At 70.0% G+C, this 21221-nt stretch carries 1 protein-coding gene (running past one end of the window); it reads left to right on the top strand.

Annotation, left to right across the window (positions count from 1 at the left end; translation table 11 throughout):
• Positions 1 to 21221, top strand: the 5' portion of a protein-coding gene (locus HUW62_RS05535) for an IPT/TIG domain-containing protein (RefSeq protein ID WP_176433793.1). It continues 10879 nt past the right edge of the window; only the first 21221 of its 32100 coding nucleotides appear in the window; the start codon lies at positions 1 to 3; the stop codon falls past the right edge of the window.

A 21221-nucleotide genomic window follows, 5' to 3' on the forward strand; every position in this document is an offset into this window, starting at 1 on the left:
GTGAGTCGGTTCAGCTCAGTTGGTGTTCGCGCGGTGCTCACGGTGGTGTGCCTGGGATTCGCCCTGGTGGCCCACGCGGCGCCGCCCGTGGTGACGGCGGCCTATCCCCTCGCTCCGCTGCGTCCTGGCGTCCAGAGCGTGGAGGTCGGCTTCGACATCGAGCAGCAGGTGTCCCAGGTCCTCGTCACCATCCAGGGCCTCTCCGCCACCCAGGGGACGTTCGCCTCCGTCTCGAACCTCCGTGTCGAGCGTGACTTCGCCGGCGCCGTCCCGTTCCACCTGCTCGTGCCGCTCAATGCCCCGTTCCCGGACGACGGCGCCCTGACGGTCACCGCCACCCCCATCGGCCCGGACTCTGTACCCGGCGCCTCCTTCAGCACCACCTTCGACGCGAAGGCCAGCCCCCCAGGCTTTGCCCCCACGCCTGTCACCGTCCGCGCCGACTCCACCGCGGGCGGCATCCTCCTCGAGGTCGGCTACACCGGGCAGGTCTCCTCCGCCGAGCTGTCGATGATGGGTGCCTCCGCGCTCGCCCTGCGCACCGTCTTCGGTGACCTCAGCGAAGCCGAGGCCCAGGCCTTCGTCACCGCCCGTCGCCTCGTCGGCCGTCCCCGCGCCTCCACCCCCGGTCGCATCCAGTTCTTCATCCCCACGCTCGACGGCAAGGTCCCTCCCGACGGTGTCGTCATCGCCGACGTCGCCCTCCAGGACCCCTTCGGCCGCACCGTCCACACCTCCGCGGTGGAGTTCACCAACTCCACCTCGTTCGACCCGCTCGTCTCCATCTCCACCCAGCCCACCTCCCTCCTGCTGGACCAGGTGGGCCGCCGCGAGCAGCTCACGGTCTTCGGCAACTTCGCCATTGCGGGCGATGTGGACATCTCCGGTGGACGCCGGGGCGTGCTCTATGAGTCGAGCAACCCCTCCATCGTCGCCGTCACCCAGTCCGGTGAGGTCATCGCGCTCGCCCAAGGCGAGGCCACCCTCAAGGTCACCTACGCCGAGCGCACGAAGGAAGTGCCGGTCATCGTCACCGACCCCTCGCGCATCGCGGGCGTCCGAATCACCCCGAGCACCGTCACGCTCGCGCGCGTGCGCGACACCTTCCAGCTCAAGCTCGAGGGCCGACTGGATGACGCCGAGTCAGGCCGGGTCATCGACCTGACCCCGTCGACCCTCCGCACCGCCTGGACCTCGGAGGACGCCGCCATCGTCTTCGTCACCCCCGAGGGCAGGTTGGAATCGCGCGGCCCTGGCAGTGTGAACATCACCGCCCGGCACACCACCATCGACGAGGTTGTCTGGTCGGATGTCATCCGCGTCGAGGCTCGCGATGGTCTCCCCACGGTGCGCCTGTCCGGCCCCACGTCGATCGCCGCTGGCGCCAGCTTCGAGGTTCGCGCCGTGGCCTCGGACGACCGCTCCGTCAAACACGTCAGCTTCCTCGTCAACGGCGTGCCCACCGTCATCGACGACTCCGCGCCGTACTCGCTGCGCCTCCAGGCCCCACCGCTCGCGGGCGCGACCTTCAAGGTCGCCGCCATCGCGGTGGACTCCGGAGACCAGGAGTCGTCGCAGGCCACGCTCGACATCAAGGTCGTGCCTCCCGCCGGCCCCAGCACTCGCCAGGTTGTCTACGAGCTGCCCACGCCCGGCGCGAACCTCATCGAGGGTCTCCCCCAGATTCTTCGCGTGACGAGCGGTGACTGGACGTCCGGCAACCTGTCGCCCCCCGACTTCCAGGTCGTTCGCTTCACCGCGGACGGCGCTCCCATCGGCTCCTCACAGACGGCCCGCGTCGAACTGCGCCTCGTCCCCAACACCTCGCCTCAGGTGATTGTCGCCGTGCCCCTGTGGGAGATCAGTTACGTCCCCCCGGCGGGCAGCGCGGGCACCTCCGCCGCCATCAAGGCCACCGCCGTGGACCGCCACGGCGCCACGGCGGAAGGCTCCACCGTCCTTGTCCGCATCGTCGGCAACGCCCCTCCGCTCATCACCCGCCGCGCGCCCCTGGGCAGCACGGTGGAGGTGACAGAGAAGGTTCCGCTCGCCGTCGAAGGCACCGTGGCGGATGACGCCCTGGCCTTCGGCGTCAAGGTGGCGCTGCTCGTGGACGGCAACGCGGTGGCCACCACGCGCCTGGACCAGGGAGGGCAGGGCGGTACGGTCGAGGGAGGCCAGGCATTCAAGCTCGTCTGGACACCTCCGCAGGGAAGCGCGGGCAGGCGCCCTCGCGTCGAGATTCAGGCCATCGACCATGGTGGCCTTGAGCGCCGCATCGGCTTCGAGGCCGTCGTCAAGCTGGACGGCCCACCCTCGGTGGCTATCCAGACGCCCACGTCCACGGACTCCTACGTGGGCGGCACCCCTGTCATGCTCACCGCCGCCGCGTCGGATGACAGCGGTGAGCCGCCGCAGGTGACGTGGAAGGTGAACGGGCTGCCGGTGGGGCAGTCCTCCACGCCGCCCTATCGCGTGCTCTGGCGCACGCCTGTCGTCGAAGCGGATGGGACCTTCGTCGTCACGGCCAGCGCCCGCGATGCTCAGGGACACGAGCAGACGAGCGGCGCCATCGTGGTGGGGATTCGCAAGGACCTGACGGCCCCGACGGTGAACATCCTCACGCCGCAACACCTGGTGGAGGTGCCGAACTCCCAGGCCCTGCTCGTCACCATCGCTGGGTTTGACGATGTCGCGCCCCAGCGCGTCGAGCTCTATCTCGATGAGGAGGAGACACCGTTCTTCGTCGATGCCTCACTCGGCGACAACGCGGGCGTCTCCGGTTCGTTCATCAGCTACACCGTCATCCCCACCGACAAGTTCTTCCTGGGGCCGCTCCCCAAGGAGACCCTCAAGCTCACCGCGCACGCGTTCGACTCCTCGGGCAACCACAAGGACGTGAGCCACACCGTCACGCTCAAGGGCGACCGGCCCCCCACCGTCGAGTTCCTCAGTCCCAGTCCCGGCTTCGTCGGCACGGCGGCCACGCAGGTTCCCATCGTCCTCCACGCGGAGGACGATGTCGCCGTTTCCAGGGTGGAGCTCTTCAAGGTGCTCGGCGGCACGCGCGAGTCCATCGGCGTCGCCATGGTTCCGCCATATCGCTTCGACCTGTTGCTGCCGTCGACGCCCGGCACCATCCAGCTCGTGGCGGAGGCCGTCGACAGCGCGGGTGAGAAGAACACGGGAACCGTCTCCCTCTCGCTCGACGTGACGGCGGACGACGAGCCCCCCATGGTGGCCTTCCGCGCCCCCGCCGAGGGCACGCGCGTCTACGCCGGCCCCAGCCGCAAGGTGGACGTCATCGTCGTCGCCACGGACAACGTCCACGTCAAGAACGCGCGGCTCTTCCTCCAGGACCCGCTCCAGCCCGCGAACCCGGACGCACCGGAGACGCAGGTGGGCTCGGGCGCCATCACCGGAACGCAGGAGGGGCTGTACCAGGTCTTCAAGTGGAGCCTGGACGTGCCCGCCGCACACGCGGGCAAGCCGCTGCGCCTGCGTGCCGTCGTCGCCGATGACGGAGACCGCACCGCGGAGCGTCGCCTGGTGCTCCAGGCCGTGACGAATGCCGCTCCCGTCGTGCAGTTGATGCTTCCCGCGCCTCGCTCCGTGGTGAAGGAGGGCCAGGATGTCACCGTCACCTTCACGGTGTCCGATGACGAAGGTGTCGCCAGCTTCGCGGCCCGCTCCGGAGGCGTGACGCTGGAGCCGTTCATTGGCCCCGTCAACACCGCCATCCAGCAGAAGCTGGTCGTGCGCGCCCCCATCGTTACGCCGTCCACGCCCGCGTCCGAGCGGTCGGTGGGCATCATCGCCAAGGACGTGAGCCCGGTGCCCCAGTTCGGGCACGAGGACGTGCTGCTCGACGTCATCGACGACCTGGAGCACCCCACGGCCCTCCTGCTGTCGCCCATTCCAGGAACCGCTACCCAGCCGCTCCAGGTCGCGAACCGGAGCAGCCTCGGTCTGCGCGTGGACGTCTCGGATGATGTCCGCGTCTCCCGTGTCGCAGTGGTGCTCGACGGCGTGGAGATCCAGCCGACCGCGCCCCAGCAGCCGTACCTGCGCGCGAGCCAGGAGGACTTCGAGGAGGTCCGCGTCCCCAATCCGCAGGGGCCCGGCGACATCCTCGTCAGCCGACGCTACGTGGGGACCTTCTCCGGAACGGTTCCCCTCAAGCGCACCAACGAGGACCCGGCGAACACCGCGCCCGAGCGGCACGTCATCTGGGCGCGCGCTTATGACCCGGCCGGCAATCCCACGGACACGTCCAAGGTCGAGTTCGATATCGTCTCGGTCGAGGACAAGCTGCCTCCCGTGGTGCGCGTCTCGCTCAAGGGCGTGCCCAACGCGCAGTCGTGCGTGGCCGGCTCGCAGGTGGGGCTCCACGTCCAGGCGTCGGATGACAGCCAGGTGGAGTCTCTCTCCGTGCGCTTCGAGGGAGGAGAGGACATCGACGACCTGGAGCAGCTCCCGGGCAATCTGCCCGCGGCCAGTGTGTCGCTAAGCGGCCCCTTCACGCTGCCCCCGTTGCTCAACGGCGAGACGCGCACGGTGAGCTTCGAGGCCACGGCGACGGACAGCAAGGGGCACACCACGGTGGCCGCCTACTCCTGTCTGTTGGTCGCCGACACGGCGCCTGTCGTGCGCTGGGTGTCTCCGACGAGCGGAGACCTGATCGAGGAGCAGCGCTACCAGGGCGCGCTGGAGCTGCAGGACGACGTCGGCTTGCGGGCCGCGTGGCTGGTGGCCTCCACGTCGGAGGTGAAGGTGGCGACGGCCAACGACTTCGCGCTTCACGCGGCAGGCCTCGTGGGCACGCCGCAGACTCCGTTCGCGCTCTCGAACTACGCGGTGCCGGTCGCCACGCTGTCGTTCGGCGGCCAGCCGGCCAGTGGTGGATCGCCAGGCGCTCCGTTCACGTTCAGCGTGACGGGCGAGGACGGCGCCGTGCGCATCACGCCGCAGGTGGCCCTGGCCTCGGACGTCGCGCCCGGCTTCCTCCGCCTGAAGGTCGCCTCGGATACTCAAGGGGCCGAGGCTCGCGTCACCTATCACCTGCGCCCGCGTGCGCAGCTCTCCCCGGACGCGCAGGCGGAGCTGAACAGCTTCAAGGCCCTGTTCCCGTCCGGTGACCTCACGAAGACCCGCGTGCTCACGCTCGACGCCGGCAATCAGTACGAGGCGGACCTCGGGTTCCCGAAGAACGCCGTGGAGGTGGAGCAGATCCTCGTGGAGCTTCGCGCCCGTGGGGGTGACTCGCGTCCGGTGCTCGTGTCCGAGCTGGCGCTGCGCTACCAGTCCGGCCAGCCGTACCAGGTCCGCGCCGCCGCGGGAGGGCAGCGGCTGACGGTGGACCCGCTGTCCACGGTGCTCAACCCGGGACAGCCCTCCTCGCGTCAGGTGGGCTTCCGCATCCCCGCGTCGTGGACGTCTCCCGACGCGCGCCTCACCACCGTCGCGGTGGACACGCACGGCGTGGTCACCAAGGACGCTCGGAGCCTGCGGGTGGTGCCCGACACGGTGGTCCCCACAGTGTCCATCGTCGGCCTGGGCGAGAGCCCGACGGCGGTTCGCGGTCAGCCGCTGAAGGTCCGGATGCAGGTCGCCGACAACGCGAGCCTGTCCCACGTCCGCTTGCTGATGGATGGCGTCTCCCAGGGCGACATGCTCCTCGTGGGGACGTCGCAGGAAGTGGAGGTCTCCGTCCAGCGTGAGGCGCTGGGCGCCGCCGAGCTGTACGCCCAGGCCGTGGACCGCGCTGGAAACGAGACGGTCTCTCTTCCCGCGTACGTGCAGATTGTCTCGGATGCGCCGCCGACCCTTCAGATGGATCGGCTGGTGGCGGTGGGGGAGACGCTCTACCGCACGGAGCTGGAAGGCGGCTTCGTCAGCCTGCTTCAGAACAAGAGCGCGACGCTGCACTTCACCGTCAAGGACGACGTGGGCGTGCAGTCGGTGACGACGACCTTCGGCTCGGGTGCACCGCAGACGCAGACCTTCGCTCCGCCCCAAGTGGGGAGCAAGGCGCTTTCCGTGAGTGTCACTCCACCGGTGGGCCCAGAGGGTCTGCCCACGGTGCTGACGATCACCGTCAAGGACACGGCGAACCAGGAGAAGAGCGCACGGCTGGTCATCGAGAGCCGCAGGCCGCGAGCGCCCCAGTTGGCGATTCTCGAGCCCGCTCAAGATGGGTACTTGGTGGAGGGCAGCATCCAGCTCCGTCTGGGTGCGCTGGCCGCGGACGACACCCAGGTCACCGGCGTGGAGTTCTTCGTCAACGGCAAGCCCGCCCTCCAGCTCGAGGAGCGGGATGGTGTTGTCGTGCCGACGCTGTTCGACCCCGACGGCAACCCCGTCGCCGCGGACGTCACCGTGCGCGACACCCTCACGGCCCTTCGCGTGGGCCCCGAGGAGATCTCCCGCTTCCGCATCTTCCGAGGGCTGCTGGCGCTGCCTCCGGGCTTCGTCCGGTTGGACCCCACGCGCACCGAGAGCTTCGTGCTTCTGCGCGTCGAGGCGACGGACCTGGAAGGAAACCGCTCCTCGGTGGAGCGGCGGATTCGCATCGCGGAGGACACGGGCCTGCCGGTGGCGAACGTGCTGCGCCCCAGCCTGGGCCGCGACATCATCGAGAACACGCCAGTGCTCATCCAGGTCCAGGCGCACGACAACGCGTTCGTGGACCGGGTGGAGATCTACGTGGGCCCGAGCGCCGAGGGCCTCAAGCTGGTGCACGTCGCCGGAGGCTTCCCGTCGGAGAACGGGCTGCCGGGCTCGCCCTTCGACGTGTACTCGCCCGTCGTCACGTTTCAGCACTCGGTGCCGAAGCTGTCCGAGCTGGGGGGCCTGGACTCCGTGCCGTACTTCATCGCCACGCGGGCCCGAGACATCTCCGGCAACCTGGGTGAGCTGGAGTACCAGCAGATCGACGTCGTGAGGGATAGCGAGCCGGCCCTGTCCATCCTGTCCCCGTCGGATGGGACGACGGCCGTGGCGAGCAACCTGCTGCCGGTGATTCTCTCCGCGGAGGACGACGTCGCCGTCACCTCCGTGTCGCTCTACCTGGACGGCGCCGAGACGCCGGTCGCCACGCTCAATCAGCCCCCGTTCCGCTTCCTGGTCCCCGTGCCGGCGACGGCGGGCGACACCCTCCGGCTGCAGGGACGCGCGGTGGACAGTTTCGGGCACATCGTCAATTCGCAGACGGTGGTGCTGTCGGTGGCCGTGGACCAGCCGCCCACGGTGGTCATCGCCCAGCCGGCCCACGGCGCCACCGTGACGGAGGGCCGCGACTGCTCCGTGCTGGTGGCCGCGCAGGACGACGTCGAAGTCCAGCGCGTGGAGGTCACCGTGGAGGGGGGCGTGGACGGCGTGCTGCGCTTCGCCAGCGCCACCCGCCCGTATGCCTTCCGCGTGCCGTTGCCGCATGGCTCCGCGTCGAAGAGCCTCACCATCCGGGCTAACGCGCGGGACTCGTCGGGCAAGACAGTCCACGCGCAGGCCGTGACGGTGCTGGCGAAGGCGGACACCCAGGACCCGGTGGTGAAGCTGGTGTCTCCAGCGAACGGGTCCGCGATGGTGACGGGACTCCGGCTGGATGTGGAGGCTCGCGCCGAGGACAACGTGGGCGTGGCGGGCGTGTCGTTCCTGCTGAAGGTGGGCTCGGGTGAAGAAAAGCAGGTGGCCTACGTCCCCGCCCCGCCGTACCGCTTCTCGTACCTGGTGCCGAAGGACCTCGTCCCGGACAACGGCGCGTCCGTCCCGCTGAAGTTCACCGCCAGGGCAGTGGACCTGAGCAACAGGTCCGCGACGGACATCGTGACGGTGAACGCCGTTGACGACAAGCCGCCGACGGTGGCCTTGAAGAACCCGCCGTTCAAGGTGGTGGCGAAGCTGCCGAGCAGCTTCCATGCGCAAACGGGCGACGACGTCGCGGTGGCCCATGTGACGTTCCTGGTGGGCCCGACGAAGGACTCGCTCGCCGAGGTGGGGCGCCGCTTCCAGTTGCCGTTCGAGCATATCTACGTGGCGGACCCGACGGACGTGGGCAAGCGCCTGTGGATCGCCGCGCGCGCCGTGGACACCGCCGGACAGTCGACGCAGTCGGAGCCCATCGCGTTCAACGTCGTCGCGGACCAGTTGCCCACCGTGGAGCTGACGCGGCCCGAGGCAGACGGCACCGTCTTCGCCGGCGCGCGGCTGCGACTGGAGGCCAACGCCATCGACGTGGACAGTGGCATCGAGTCGGTGTCGTTCTTCGTGGACGGCCGCAAGGTGGCTACCGCGCTGGCTCCCGCGGGCATTCCCGGCCGACCCAACGCCTACGTGGCGAGCTTCGTCGCGCCCATCGGCAGCGGAAGCCGCGAGTTCTTCATCAAGGCCGTGGCGGTGGACAAGGCGGGACAGGAGGCGGAGACGCCCGCCCGCAAGGTGGGCACCATCCCCGACACCACGGCGCCGGCAGTGGAGCTCGCCGACCCGCCGTATCTCGATGTCGTCACCGAAGGCGACCCGCTGCTCCTGTCGGCCTTCGCCGTGGACAACGCCGGCATCCATGACGTGGGCTTCCTCGCCAGCTACACGTCGGAGTCGGGCGAGACGGTGTCGGGGGAGGTTGGCGCTTCGGCGGTGATGGTGACCAGCTCCGCGAACCGGCCGCAGTACCGCTATTCGTGGCTGGTGCCGACACCGCTGGCGGGCAAGTCCGTGACGCTCCACGCCCGCGCGAAGGACCTGTCTGGAAACACCGCGTCGTCGCAGGTCGTCCAGGTGGAGGCCGGAATGCGACCCTCCCGGACGCCGTACAAGCCGTTTGGTGGCTCGGGCGAGAGCACCCGCCTGTCCGCGCTGGCTCTGGACGGCGCGGGCCTGGGCGTGGTGGGTGCCACGGGGCTGCCGCTGGGCGCTCCGGTGCGCCGGGGCGTGGAGTTCTTCCGCGTGACGGACGCTCCGCTGGAGGCCCTGGTCGCGCACCCGCTGGAAGGCGTGCCGGTGGCTTCGGCCTTCCATGGGCGCCTGGTGCTCGTCAGCGTCAGCCATGACCTGGCGGCTCGCAACGGCGAGCTGGTGCTGTTCGACACGAGCAACGAGGGCAACATCACGCGTCGGGGCTCCATCGAGCTGTCGGGCCACGACGTGGGCGGAGTGGTGGCGGCGGGGCAACTGGCCTTCGTGGCCAATGGCCACCAGGGCGTCGTGGTGGTGGACCTGTCGAACGCGGACTATCCGCAGCGGTTGACGACGCTGCCCACGAACGGGCCCGCGCTGAACGTGGGGGTGCTCGGCGACAAGCTGCTGGTGGCGGCGGGGTCGGGAGGCCTGCGGGTGTTCGACCTTCTGGACCCGGAGCTGGGTGAGCTGGGCCACGCGGCGGTGCCGGGTGGCGCGGAGACGTTGGAAGTGGTGGGCGAGCGCGTCCACGTGGGTTGCCAGGGCGCCACGGCCTCGCTCGCCGTAGTCGACGTGCGTGGTGGCACGCCGCGCGTGATGTCCCTGCTGTCGCATGCCCCGGGCCGCGCGGATTTGATGGCCACGGGCCAGCGCTCGGTGTCGGGCCTGGGCAACGTGTCGGTGTCCACGGTGCAGCTCATCGACCAGGCCTCTCGTCCCGTGAAGGGCCTGCTCACCGCCTCCATCATCGATGACGAGGGCCTCGCGACGACGTCCGTGCGGGCCAACGTGCCCGCGGCGCTGGACGTGTCGATGACGGGCGCCGGCCTGATGACGCTGTTCGGTCACCAGGGTGTGGCCGAGTTCACCTTGCCCCGCTTCATCGTCACCGACACCACGCCTGGAAATGGCGCGGAGCAGGTGGCGCTCGGCGCGCCGGAGCTGGCGCTGTCCGTGGGCTTCTCTCAGCCGGTGGACCCGGCCACGGTGAGCTCGGCGCGTGTCATCCTGCGCGAAGGGCTGCTCAATGGCCGCGAGCTGGCCACCGAGGCGCGAGTGAGCCCGACGGACAGCTACCGCATCGAGCTGCTGCTCCCCGCGGGGGTGAAGCTCGCGCGTGGCAAGGAGCACTCCATCGCCGTGGAGGCCGCGGTGGGCAGCACCTTCCAGCGGACGCTGGGGAAGCGCTTCCTCTCGCGCTTCCGTACGCGCACGGAGGAGGGGATTGTGCCGCGCGTGGACCGTGTGGAGCCTCGCGCGGGCCCGGTGGACGGAGGCACGCGCGTGACGATTCGCGGCGCGAACTTCGAGCCCGGCGCCCGGGTGTACTTCTCCAACGCGGAGGCGACGGAGGTCTCCGTCACTGAGTCGAAGACAGTCCTCACCGCCCGCACGCCGCAGCAGGTGGAAGGGCCCGTGAAGGTCACCGTGGTCAACCCGGGGGGGCTGCAGGGTAGCCTGCTGGGTGGCTTCATCTACATGGACATCCTGCAGGTGAGCTTCGTCTCGCCGGCCTCCGGTCCCCTGGCGGGCGGGCAGGAAGTGGAGCTGTCGGGAGCGGGCTTCCAGCAGGGCGCGGAGGTCTACTTCCGAGGCCAGGGCGCGCAGACGGCGCGAGGCAGTCAGGCTCCGTCGGCCATCGTCCTGTCACCGGGGCGCATGCGGGTGACGACGCCTGGCGGCGGCTTCGGGCCAGCGGACATCTTCGTCAGCAACCCGGACGGACAGCTCGCGATGGCGGAGAACGCCTACCTCTACACCCACCTCTCGACGACGAAGCGGATCGGCCGGTACCAGCCGGCCATCGATGGGACGGAAGGCCGGCCCTCGTCCCGGCTGCCGCAGGGTCGCCCCGGCTCGCTCGTGCTCGAGAAGGGCCGCGCCTATCTGCTCTCGGATGCGTCCATTCAACAGGGCGAGGATGTCATCGAGGTGCTCAAGCGCAGCACGCAGGGTGCGCTGTCCATCGTCGACATCTCCGTGCCGGAAAACTCCGAGGTGATGGGTGGCGTCTCCTTCCCTCCGCCCTATCAGCCCAAGGCGCTCGCGGTGCGTGAGCGCATCGCCTACGTGGCGGCCGAGGCCGCGGAGCTGACCCATGTGGACATGGTGGGCGAGGGCGGCCCGTCGCTGCTCGTGGTGGACGTCAGCGTGGGCACGGAGCCCCGGCTCGTCATGGCGCTGCCCTACGAGGGCAAGGCGCACGACATCGCCTTGGTGGATGACCTGGCGCTCGTCGCCGCGGGCGACAGTGGCCTCGCGGTGTTCTCGCTCGTGGAGCCGCTGCGTCCCACGCTGCTCGGCTCCGTGCGCTCCTTCCTGATGAAGGGCTCGGTGCGGACGCCCTCCATCGAGAAGGTGCGGATGATCGGCCGCCATGCCTTGCTGCTCGCACGGTCCGGGAACGACGTGTCCACCCTGGTCGTGGACTTGACGCGCCCAGGCTTCCCGGTGGTGGGCGAGACGCAGGACCTGGGGGACCTGGCCATCCACTCGGGACGCGGGTTGTCGTCGTCCGGGCTGGCGGCCTCCACGGTCTCCCTGGCGCCTCCCACGCAGCCTCGCAAGGTGGCACAGCTCCCGGCCCTCGTGGGCACGCGCTTCTCGCTGTCCGCGCTCGGCACTCACCTGGGTGTGAATGCGGGCGCCGGCGTGGTGCAGCTCTCGGCGGTTTCGGAGCTGGCCGCGCCCGTTGCCGTGGATGCCGTGGACCTGTGGCCCGCGACGTTGCTTTCGGATGTGGGAATCGACCAGGGCGTGGTGGCGGCCACCATCAGCACCGTCTACTCGCCGCCCGGGCAGCCCGCGCCCAATGACGGGTTCGTCGTCGTCGCGGTGCCGTTCCCCATGGTGATGGCCATGCGTCCGGCGCCGTATGCGACGGGCGTTCCCACCACGGAAACGCTCGTCGCCGATCTCAACCTCGCGGTGCGCGAGGTGTCGTCGGTCAACGCCCGGCTCTATCGGATGGATGGCTCCGCCGAGGGCGAGGAAGTCCCCGTCCTGGTCTCGCTGCAGGTGAGTGGGGCCGGGGTCCGCCAGCTCGTCATCGACCCGACCCCGACGCTCAGGGCACTGACTCGCCACCGGCTGGTCATCTCCGGCCTCCAGTCGGCGAGCGCGGATGGCTCGCTCATGCCCGGGCGCTTCGTCACGGAGTTCGAGACGTCCCAGGACACGGTGGCTCGTCAGGTCGTCGTCGACTCGATTTCGCCCCGAGAGGGCCCTGTGGCGGGCGGCACGCTCGTGACGCTGAAGGGGAGTGGCTTCGAGACCGGTCTGGAGGTCCGCCTGGGCGGTGCTCCCGCGGAGCTCGAGTCGTTCTCCGCGAACCAGCTCGTCGTGCGCACGCCCGCGTCGACCGTGGATGGCGCCGCGTCGCTCGAGATCCGCAACCCGTCCGGCAGCTCGCTGACACGCGCGGGTGCGTTCATCTACACGAAGTCGCTGTCGCTGCTCGCTGTCACTCCGGGCCGAGGCCCCGCCTCGGGTGGAACGAAGGTGCTGCTGAGGGGCACCGGCTTCACGACGAGCGGCACCGTCCAGGTGAGATTCGGCGACACGCCCGCCCTTCGCGTGCGCGTGCTGGGCATGGAGCGCATCGAGGCGTACACGCCCAACGGCCTTCGCGGCGCGGTAGACGTCACGGTGACCCAGTCGGATGGAACGAGCGCCACGCTCGAGGACGCCTACATCTTCGACCAGCCGACGGACTCGGCGGTGGCGTTCCAGGGCGCGATTCACGACATGGTGACCATTGGCGACCACGTCTACATGGTGGGCACTGCGGGCCTTCGCATCGTCGACCTGTCGGGGCTCTATCTGAAGGGCAGGTTGGCGGGGACGCCGATTCCGCCCGAGCGCCGCAACGAGGTCATCGACGAGGACAGTGACCGTCAGGACGACCGGATCATCGGGACGTGGAACTACCTGGGTGGAGAACTGCTCTCCATCGCGTATGCGTCCGAGTGGAATGATCGCCTCTTCATCGGCGCGGGCGCGACTCAGGACGGGAGCAGCTACACGGCGGGCACCATCCTCGAACTGGATATCTCCGACCCTGCCACGCCCAAGATGATTCGCTCCACCGCTGCTGGCCCTGGCGCGGCCTTCGGCCTGGACCTGCGTGGCGACCGGCTGCTGGCCGCCGCGGGCAAGGGGGGGCTGCGCAGCTTCGACATCACGAACGGGGCCTTCCTGCTGAACACCCTGGGGAACCCCTTGCTCCCCGAGGTCAGCGCGCTGGCCGTGGAGGAGGAGCTGGCGGTGGTGGGCACCGGCACGTGGACCCCGGGCCATCGCTTCACCGGCGGCCACCTGCACACGGTGCGGGTGGACCGGATGCCGGCCCAGCAGGGCTCGCTGCCGCTGGATGTCCAGCGGGTGCGCCTGCGTCGGGACCACGTGGCCGTCGTGGCGGCGGGGACCGAGGGCCTGGTGCTCGTGGACGTGTCGAATCCCGCGCACCCTGTCCGCGGTGCCTCGCTGGGCACCGACATGCTCAAGGGCTTCGCCTCGGACGTGCGCCTGGTGGGCGATGTGGCCTACGTGGCCGTGGGTGCGGCGGGCGTGGCCGTGGTGGACCTGCGCGATTTGCTGAATCCCCGACTGCTGCACCATGTCGCGGGAGCGAGCGGTGGCTCCGCCGAGCGCGTCGCCGTGGCGGGAGGTCGCATCGTCAGCGCCAGGAACCGTGGCAACGCGGGCTGGTCGCTGGAGTTCGGTCCGGCGGCGGAGTTGACGCTGGTCTCCGCGAGCGTGAAGGCCGGAGACGTGGTGCCGATCGACGTGTCGTCGCTGCTGCTCACGTTCTCCACGACGGTGACGCCGGAGAGCACGCGTCAGGCCGTGTCGTTGACGGTGGACGACATCGAGTGGTTGGGCACGGGCGCGACGGGCGCGGACCTGGAGGCGGGCAGCGCGACGGAGCCGGTCAGCACCGTGCTCATCCGTTTCCGTCCGGAGAACCCGCTGCCCTTGGGTTCGAAGCTGAAGCTGTCGGTGTCCGCGGACCTGCTCACGCCGGATGGCAAGAATCTCCTGTCGCCCTTCGAGGTGGAGTTCGATGCAGCGCACGCTCCGGGCTTGCGTCCGGAGATCTCCCAGGTGGTGCCTCGTGTGGGGCCCACGGGCGGTGGCTCGATTGTCCAGATTCTTGGACGGAACTTCGCGGCGGCGACCACCGTCCTGATTGGCGGCGAGCGGGCCACGGTGTGGCCCTCGGAGGTCCCGTCGTCGACGCTGTTGGAGGTCGAGGTTCCCCCAGGCGTGCCTGGCCTCGCGGACGTGGTGGTCATCAACGGTGTACTGGACGAGGGCGGGGACCTGGAGTCGGGCTCGGGGCTGTGGGACCGCCGCGCGGGCGGCTTCCTCTACAAGTCACCGTTGATCATCACCCGTGCGACGCCTCGCTTCCTCAACCCGTTCGGCGGCAGCCAGATGCGGGTGCGTGGTGACGGCTTCCTACCGGCCTGGGCCTATGGGGCGCTGGGCGCGCCGAAGGTCTACGTCGGCACGCTGCTGGCTTCGTCTGTCCAGGTCCTGTCCACGGAGGAGCTGGCGGTGACGGCGCCTCCAGGGTCCTTCGGGGTGGATGGCTTCGCGGAAGTGCGCGTGACGTCCTTGCTGCCGGACAACCAGGGCTCGGGTGGAAGCTCGGAGCTGCCTGAAGAGAGTCGCCTCGCGACCGCGGTGGGCTACGGCCTGGAGCGCGGGCGCACGCCGCAGTCGCAGGGTGCGCCGACGACTGCGGATGGCGTGGCCACCGTCTCCGCGTTCCGCACGAAGGCCCTGGCCGCGGATCTCGAGGAGCCCCTGTATCTGTATTCCTCGGCGGGAGCGGCCATCAACGGCAACCGCGTGCCGAGGGACCTCAACGCCACGTACATCAAGGGAGGTCGCTACTTCGACGCCTTCACCGCGGGCACGTTCGATGTCCGCAACGCGGGCCAGCCGGTCCCCTCCGTGGGGCAGACCGTCAATCCCCTTGTCGCGAAGGTGGACCTGCTCCAGGCCATCCTGTTCGGCTACCTGCCTGGCGAAACGCCATGGCCGGAGTTCGACCTGACGCCGGACTCGCTCGACGTGGCGACGCTGCCCGGCCAGGTGCTCATCGCCAATGGCGCGGCCGGCCTCGCGGTGACGACGGCGACGGACCGCGCGATGACGGAGCTGGGCCGGGCGAAGTTCGGAGACTGGGGATCCCCCGAGTTCGCCACGCGCCTGCTGCCCACGCCCATGGGGAGCTGGGTGGCCTTCAACAAGATGGCGCCGAATCCTCCGCCAGACTCGGGACCCTGTGTGGGTTCCGAGCCCGCGGCGGGCCAGGGGGGCATCCTGCGCCTGCTGGACACGCGCTACCCGGCGGACCCGCTGCTGGTGGGGACGCTGTCTCCGGGGGGCGAGCCCTACGGGTTGACCGTGCACGGAGGCCGGCTCTTCGTCGCCACCGGACACCATGAGGGCGCTCACTACTGCAACAACCCGGAAGGGACGTTGCCCCCGCCGCCCGAGTATTCGCTCGGAGGTGGTGCCGGAGGTGGACAGCGAACGACGTACCACGTGAAGACAGACAAGCCCGAGGGCCACCTGGAGATCTACGACGCCGCTCGGCCCGGGGCGGCGCTGCTGAAGCGGCTGACCTTCCCCGCCAACCTCACGGACGTCGTGGTGGTGGGGGACACGGCCATCGTCGCGGCGGCGGAGCTGGGGCTCCGCTTCATCGACATCAGCAACCCCGCGCAGGCGGTGGAGCTGGACTGCCCGAACCCCGAGGAGGCGCTGGACTGCCCGCGCATCGACTTCGACGAGACCCTGTCCAACACGCCGGGCCAGCCGCAGCGGCTGCGCCTGCTGGGGGACATGCTCTTCGTGTCGGCCAAGGAGGGTGGCGTGGTGCTGGTCGACGTGTCGAATCCGCGTGCTCCAAAGCTGGTGAGCGGAGGCAACACCGAGTCGGCCATGGACGTGGCGCTCGCGGGAGATCGCCTGCTGCTGGCGGGTGGAGACCGCCTGACGGAGCTGCAGGTTCCGTTCTCGTTCGTCACCGGGGTGAATCCGGAGCGCGGCGCCATCATCACCCCCGACAGCCCGGTGCTGATGGTGCGCTTTAACCGCCCCCTCTTCGCGCCGAGCGTCGTGCCTGCGTCCGTTCAGCTCCTGGGTGAGGACGATCAGCCCGCGCTCGATGCCCAGGGGCAGCCCGCCGTGGTGCAGCTCTCCGTGGAGCGTGACGACATGAAGCGCCTCTACACGGTGAAGGCCTCCGTGCAGGGCACGCTGAAGGCCGAGGCGGACTACACGCTGCTCGTCACCACTGACGTGACGGACGAGCGGGGCGGAGACCTCTTGAAGGCGTTCCGCGCTACGTTCACCACCGGCAAGGCAAGCAGCCGGGTGCCGTCGCTCAAGTCGGTGTCGCCGACCACACTGGCGCGTGCCACGGGTGGAAGCCTCACGCTCAAGGGCTCGGGCTTCATGGGCACGGAGCAGGTGCGCATCGGCGCCAACGTGGTGACGTGCACCCTCAGCACCTGCCCTCGCTCGAATGGCGACACGGAGATGGTGTTGACCGCGCCGGGGGCGCAGCAGGCGGGCCCCGTGGATGTGACGATTACCCACCCGGGCGGGCCGAAGTCGGAGCTGGCCTTCGCGCTCTTCTACATCGATGACCCGGCCCTGGCGCACGCGACGCTGTCCCCAGACCATGGCCCGGTGGGCGGTGGGACGCGGGCGACGCTGGTGTTCGACCAGTCCGTGCTCCAGCCGGGGATGAAGGTCCGCTTCGGCGCGGCGACGATGGCGGATGACGTCGACATCGTCGATCTGCGCACGGTGCGGTTCACGGTGCCCGAGGCGAAAACGCCGGGGATGGAGACCGTGAGCCTGGTGCTTCCTGGCGCCACTCCGGAGACGACGCGGAAATGGGACGTGGCGACCTACGCCTACGACCTGCCGTTCGGCACGAACCTGGGGCTGCCCGGCTATCCGCCGAAGGAAGTGTCCGAGCTGCGGCTGTCGGGCAACACGCTGTATGTGGGCGTGGGAGCGCCGGCCCACTCAGTGGGGCTGGACATCTTCGACGTGACGCTCGAGGAGCGGCCCATCCGTCTGAGCGGCGTGCGGACGGACGCCGCCGTCAATGGCCTGGATGTGAGCGGTCACCTGGTGCTGCTGGCCGAGGGCGCGGGGGTGACGGTGGTGGACGTGGCCGACAGCAAGCGGCCCTATATCGCGGGGCGCGCCACCACGGGTGGCATCGCCACGGGCGTCCGTATCGAGGGCACGCAGGCCTACCTCAGCGTCACCCAGCCGGGCGCGGCCAGCGGGCAGATCCAGGTCTTCGAACTGGTGGGGCCGCAGCCTGTGTTCGTGCGCTCCATCCCGTTGTACCCGGAGGACGGCCTGGCGCTGGACCTGGGAGCGAACCGCTTCTACGTCCTCACGTCGAACATCAACGCCTCGGGTGGCAACGGCCTGCGGCTGGCCATCCATGACCGCCTGGGCGCGCGCCTGGGCGGGGTCGTCATCGATGCCGGTGTGTCGACGGACCAATTGATGCGCGCGCGCATTTCCGTGCGCTCGGGTCGCGCCTACGTCACGGTGGGCCGGCGCCTGTACGTCTTCGACGTGTCGACGGCGCACGAGGGGCAGCCGGTGCTGCTCCAGTCCACCTTGCTGGACGCGGAGGGCTCCGGCCTGACGTGGTTCGGCGGTTCGTTGTGGGTGGCCACGCGCGGCGCGGGACGCACCGTCGTGGAGATTGCTCCCGCGGAGTTGCTCGCGGTGGGCTCGTCCCCGGAGCCAGAGTCGCTGGCCCCGGTGGGCACGGAGGTCCGCATCGACTTCTCGCTGCCCGTGGCGCTCGACTCGCTGGTGCCGGGAGCCTTCAGCGTGAAGGCCTTCTCGACGGCGTTCCCCGCTGGACGAGTGGTGACGGGTGTCAGCCGGGTGGAGGCGACCGCCCTGCGGACCTCGTCGCTGTTCTTCACGCCCGATATGGCGGACGTCTTCCAGCCCGGTGAGCAGGTGGAGGTGTCCCTGGCGGCGGGCGGCGTGAAGTCCACGCTGTCCGAGGACGGGCTGTCGCGTCCGCTGGCGACGTCGGTCTTCTTCAAGTTCAAGGTGGACCTGGCCGGCCGCCTGATGCCCGCCATCACCACCATCACTCCGTCGAGTGGTCTACGGACCGAGACGACGACAGTGCGCATCGACGGCACGCACCTGGGTGGCGCGGGCCTTGTGGTGTCCGTGGGTGGTGCGCCCATCACCGGTGAGGGCAACGTGGTGTGGAACGCCGAGACGGGCGCTCTCACCGTGCGGATTCCCCCGTCGTCGGTCGCTGGGCCCGCGGCGGTGCAGGTGGGCTACGCGAACGGCATGAAGGCGACGCGGCTGGGCGCCTTCACGTACCGAGACGAACTCCGTTTGAGCGCGCCGGTTCCGGACCATGCGAGCCAGCAGGGTGGCGTGGAAGTGGCCCTCACGGGCACTGGCTTCATTCCGGGCATGGAGGTCTTCTTCGGCGACGCGCACTCCTTCACGGTGAACGTGCGCACGTCGGGTCAGGCCACGGCGGTGGCTCCGCCCCATGCGGCGGGGTTGGTGGATGTGAAGGCGCGCCTGGTGCTTCCCACGCATGACGGTGGCACCCAGCCTCGCGAAGCCGTGCGCGCCAGCTCATTCCTCTATGGCGCGGGAGCGACGGCGCGGCTGGAGACGCCTCCGTTGCGGCACGTCCTGGTGGACCGTGGCGTCCTCTATGCCTCCATCGGTGGCGAGGTGGACGTCACCGGCCCGAACGGCGCGGCCGTCGAGGGCGGAGGGCTGCGCTCGCAGTCCCAGGGCGGCCTGTTCATCGCCGACCTGTCCGAGCAGACAGCGGTCCGGCAGATGGCGCGGGTGATGTTCAGCGACAGCGGGACGTCGGGGGCATACCAGTTGGCCAAGATGGGCAACGTCCTCTACGTCGCGGCGGGGACGGGTGGCTTGAAGGTGGTGGACGTGACGCGGCCTTCCGCCTCGTCGGTGACGTACTCGCTGCCGGGGACGGGCGCGACGGTGGCCGTGGCGGCCGGGGGAGACATGGTCTACGCGGCGGATGCCGCGGGCATTCGTGCATACCGGACCACGGAGAATCCCCAGCCGCGTCAGACGTACCAGCGGCTCATCCAGGGCGGCGTCACGGCGCTGGCGCTGCATGGCCACTACCTGCTCGCCTCGGCGGAGGGGGCGGGGGGAACCCGGCTGCTCGTGCTGGATGCGCGCCGGGGAGATCTGGATCAGGTGGGAGAGGTTCCGCTCATCGCCTCCGCGCGCCACATCACGACGGAGGGCTCGCGGGCCTACGTGTCGCTCGGCGCCAAGGCGCAGGTGTCCGTCATCGAGCTCCAGACGCCGAACCAGCCGTCGCTGGTGGGCGCGCTGCTGCTCGCGGACGTGATGGGCAATGGCCGGGTCTCCGCGGAGCAGACGCGGGTGGCCGCGGGCATTGCGTACGTGGCGGCGGGTGGCGGCAAGGTGCAGCGCTTCCGGGTGCCGCACGCGGGAAGCCCCACCGCGCTGGAGCATGCGCTGGTCCAGGGCGACGCCAACACGCTGGCGATGATGGACAAGTACCTGATGGTGGGAACGCTGGTGCTCGACAAGAACGGGCGAGCGGTGGAGCTGCCCATCCAGTCGCCGGACACGGGGGATGGAGCGCTGGCGGGAACCATCGCCTCGGTGATGCTGGACCACCTGGAGGTGCGTGGCTCCATTCCGTCCGAGGGTGAGACGGTGCCCGTGGGGACGAAGCCGACGGTGCTCCTGTCGGAGCTGCCGAGCACGAGCACGCTGGACCAGGTGCGTCTGGAGACGTCGACGGGCCAGGCGGTGACAGGCTCGGTGGAGGCCCGCTCGGACGAGGGCGGTGCCCGTGCCACCTTCACGCCGTCGCCCGCGCTGAGTGTGGGAACGCGCTACGTGCTCAAGGTGGGCAGCGCCCTGGCCGACCTGCAGGGCGGTGAGCTGGGCACGGACACGGAGATTCGGTTCCAGACGGCCACGCAGGCCACCGTCTCCGGTCCAACCCTGGGCGAGGTGAGCCCGGCCTACGGCCTGACGGCGGGTGGTGAGACGGTGACGCTGCATGGCACCGGCTTCATGTCGGGCTGCACCGTGCTTGTCGGCGGCAAGCCGGCGGGCGCGACGTCCGGGGGAAGCTGCGCCGTGTCGCAGGGTGGAAAGGTCATCCAGGTCATCGCGCCTCCTGGCGTCGCGGGCGCGGCTTCGGTGGAGGTCCGCAATCCAGATGGCCTGTCCGTGTCGCGGCTGGGTGCCTATCGCTACCTGCCGGTTCCGAAGCTGACGAAGGTGGAGCCGACCTTCGCGGAGACGATGAGCCGCGCGCAGGTCCGCCTCTTCGGCGAGGGCTTCTATGCCGGCTCGCGGGTGACGTTCTCCGGCGTGCCGGCGAGCGCGACGACCGTGGACGTGTCGGGCGTGCTGACGGCGAAGGTGCCGGATGGAATCGTCGGGCCTGTCGACGTGCGCGTGGAGACGCCCACGGGAGGCAGCGCGGTGGGCAGTGTGCTGGCGGGGGGCTTCACCTTCACCCTGGCGAAGCGCGAGGAACTCCAGGCCGGTGGGCCCGCGAGCGCGCTCGTGGGGACGACGCTGCTGCAGGCGCGGGACAGCGACCTGGTCGCCATCGACCTGTCGACGTCCGGCAACAAGCTTGAGCTGGGCCGCGTGCCCGGCGTGGGCGGTGCCATGTCGCTGGCGGTGTCGGGAAGCCGGGCCGTCCTGCTCGGGACGAACGTGGTGGTTCGGTATGACCTGGGCGCGTGTGGCAGTGGCCCGGGAGTGCCCTGTGCACCGGTGGAGCTGGACCGCGTTCCCCTGGTGGCGGGCGCGTTCCTGACGTCCGTGGCCGTGGGCCCTGGGGCCAGCACGGTCGCCGTGGCGGGTGGCGGCGAGCTGGTGCTGCTCGGCGAGATGCGCGAGGCGGGCCAGTCGAGAGACCAACTGGTGGTACTGGCGCAGCACTCACTGTCGCCTTCGCGGATCGCCGCGCTGGGTGTGGTGGGAGATGCCCTGGCGGTGCTGCTGGAGCAGAACCAGGTCTCGCGGGTGGAGCTGCGCAGCCTGAAGGATGGTGAGCTGAAGGTGCTGGGCACCGTGGGCGGGCTGGCGGGGATGGCCATGGACCTGTCCGTGGAGGGCAGCCGCATCGCCGTGGCGGCGGGCAACTCCGCGTACGTCCTGGAGGCGATGGACCCGACGGCGCCCAGGTCTCTGGGCTCCTGGACCTCGAATGGCGAGTCCGCGAGCGTGCCGAACGCCGT

This window comes from Myxococcus sp. AM011, from assembly GCF_013372595.1.
GTDB lineage: Bacteria > Myxococcota > Myxococcia > Myxococcales > Myxococcaceae > Myxococcus > Myxococcus eversor.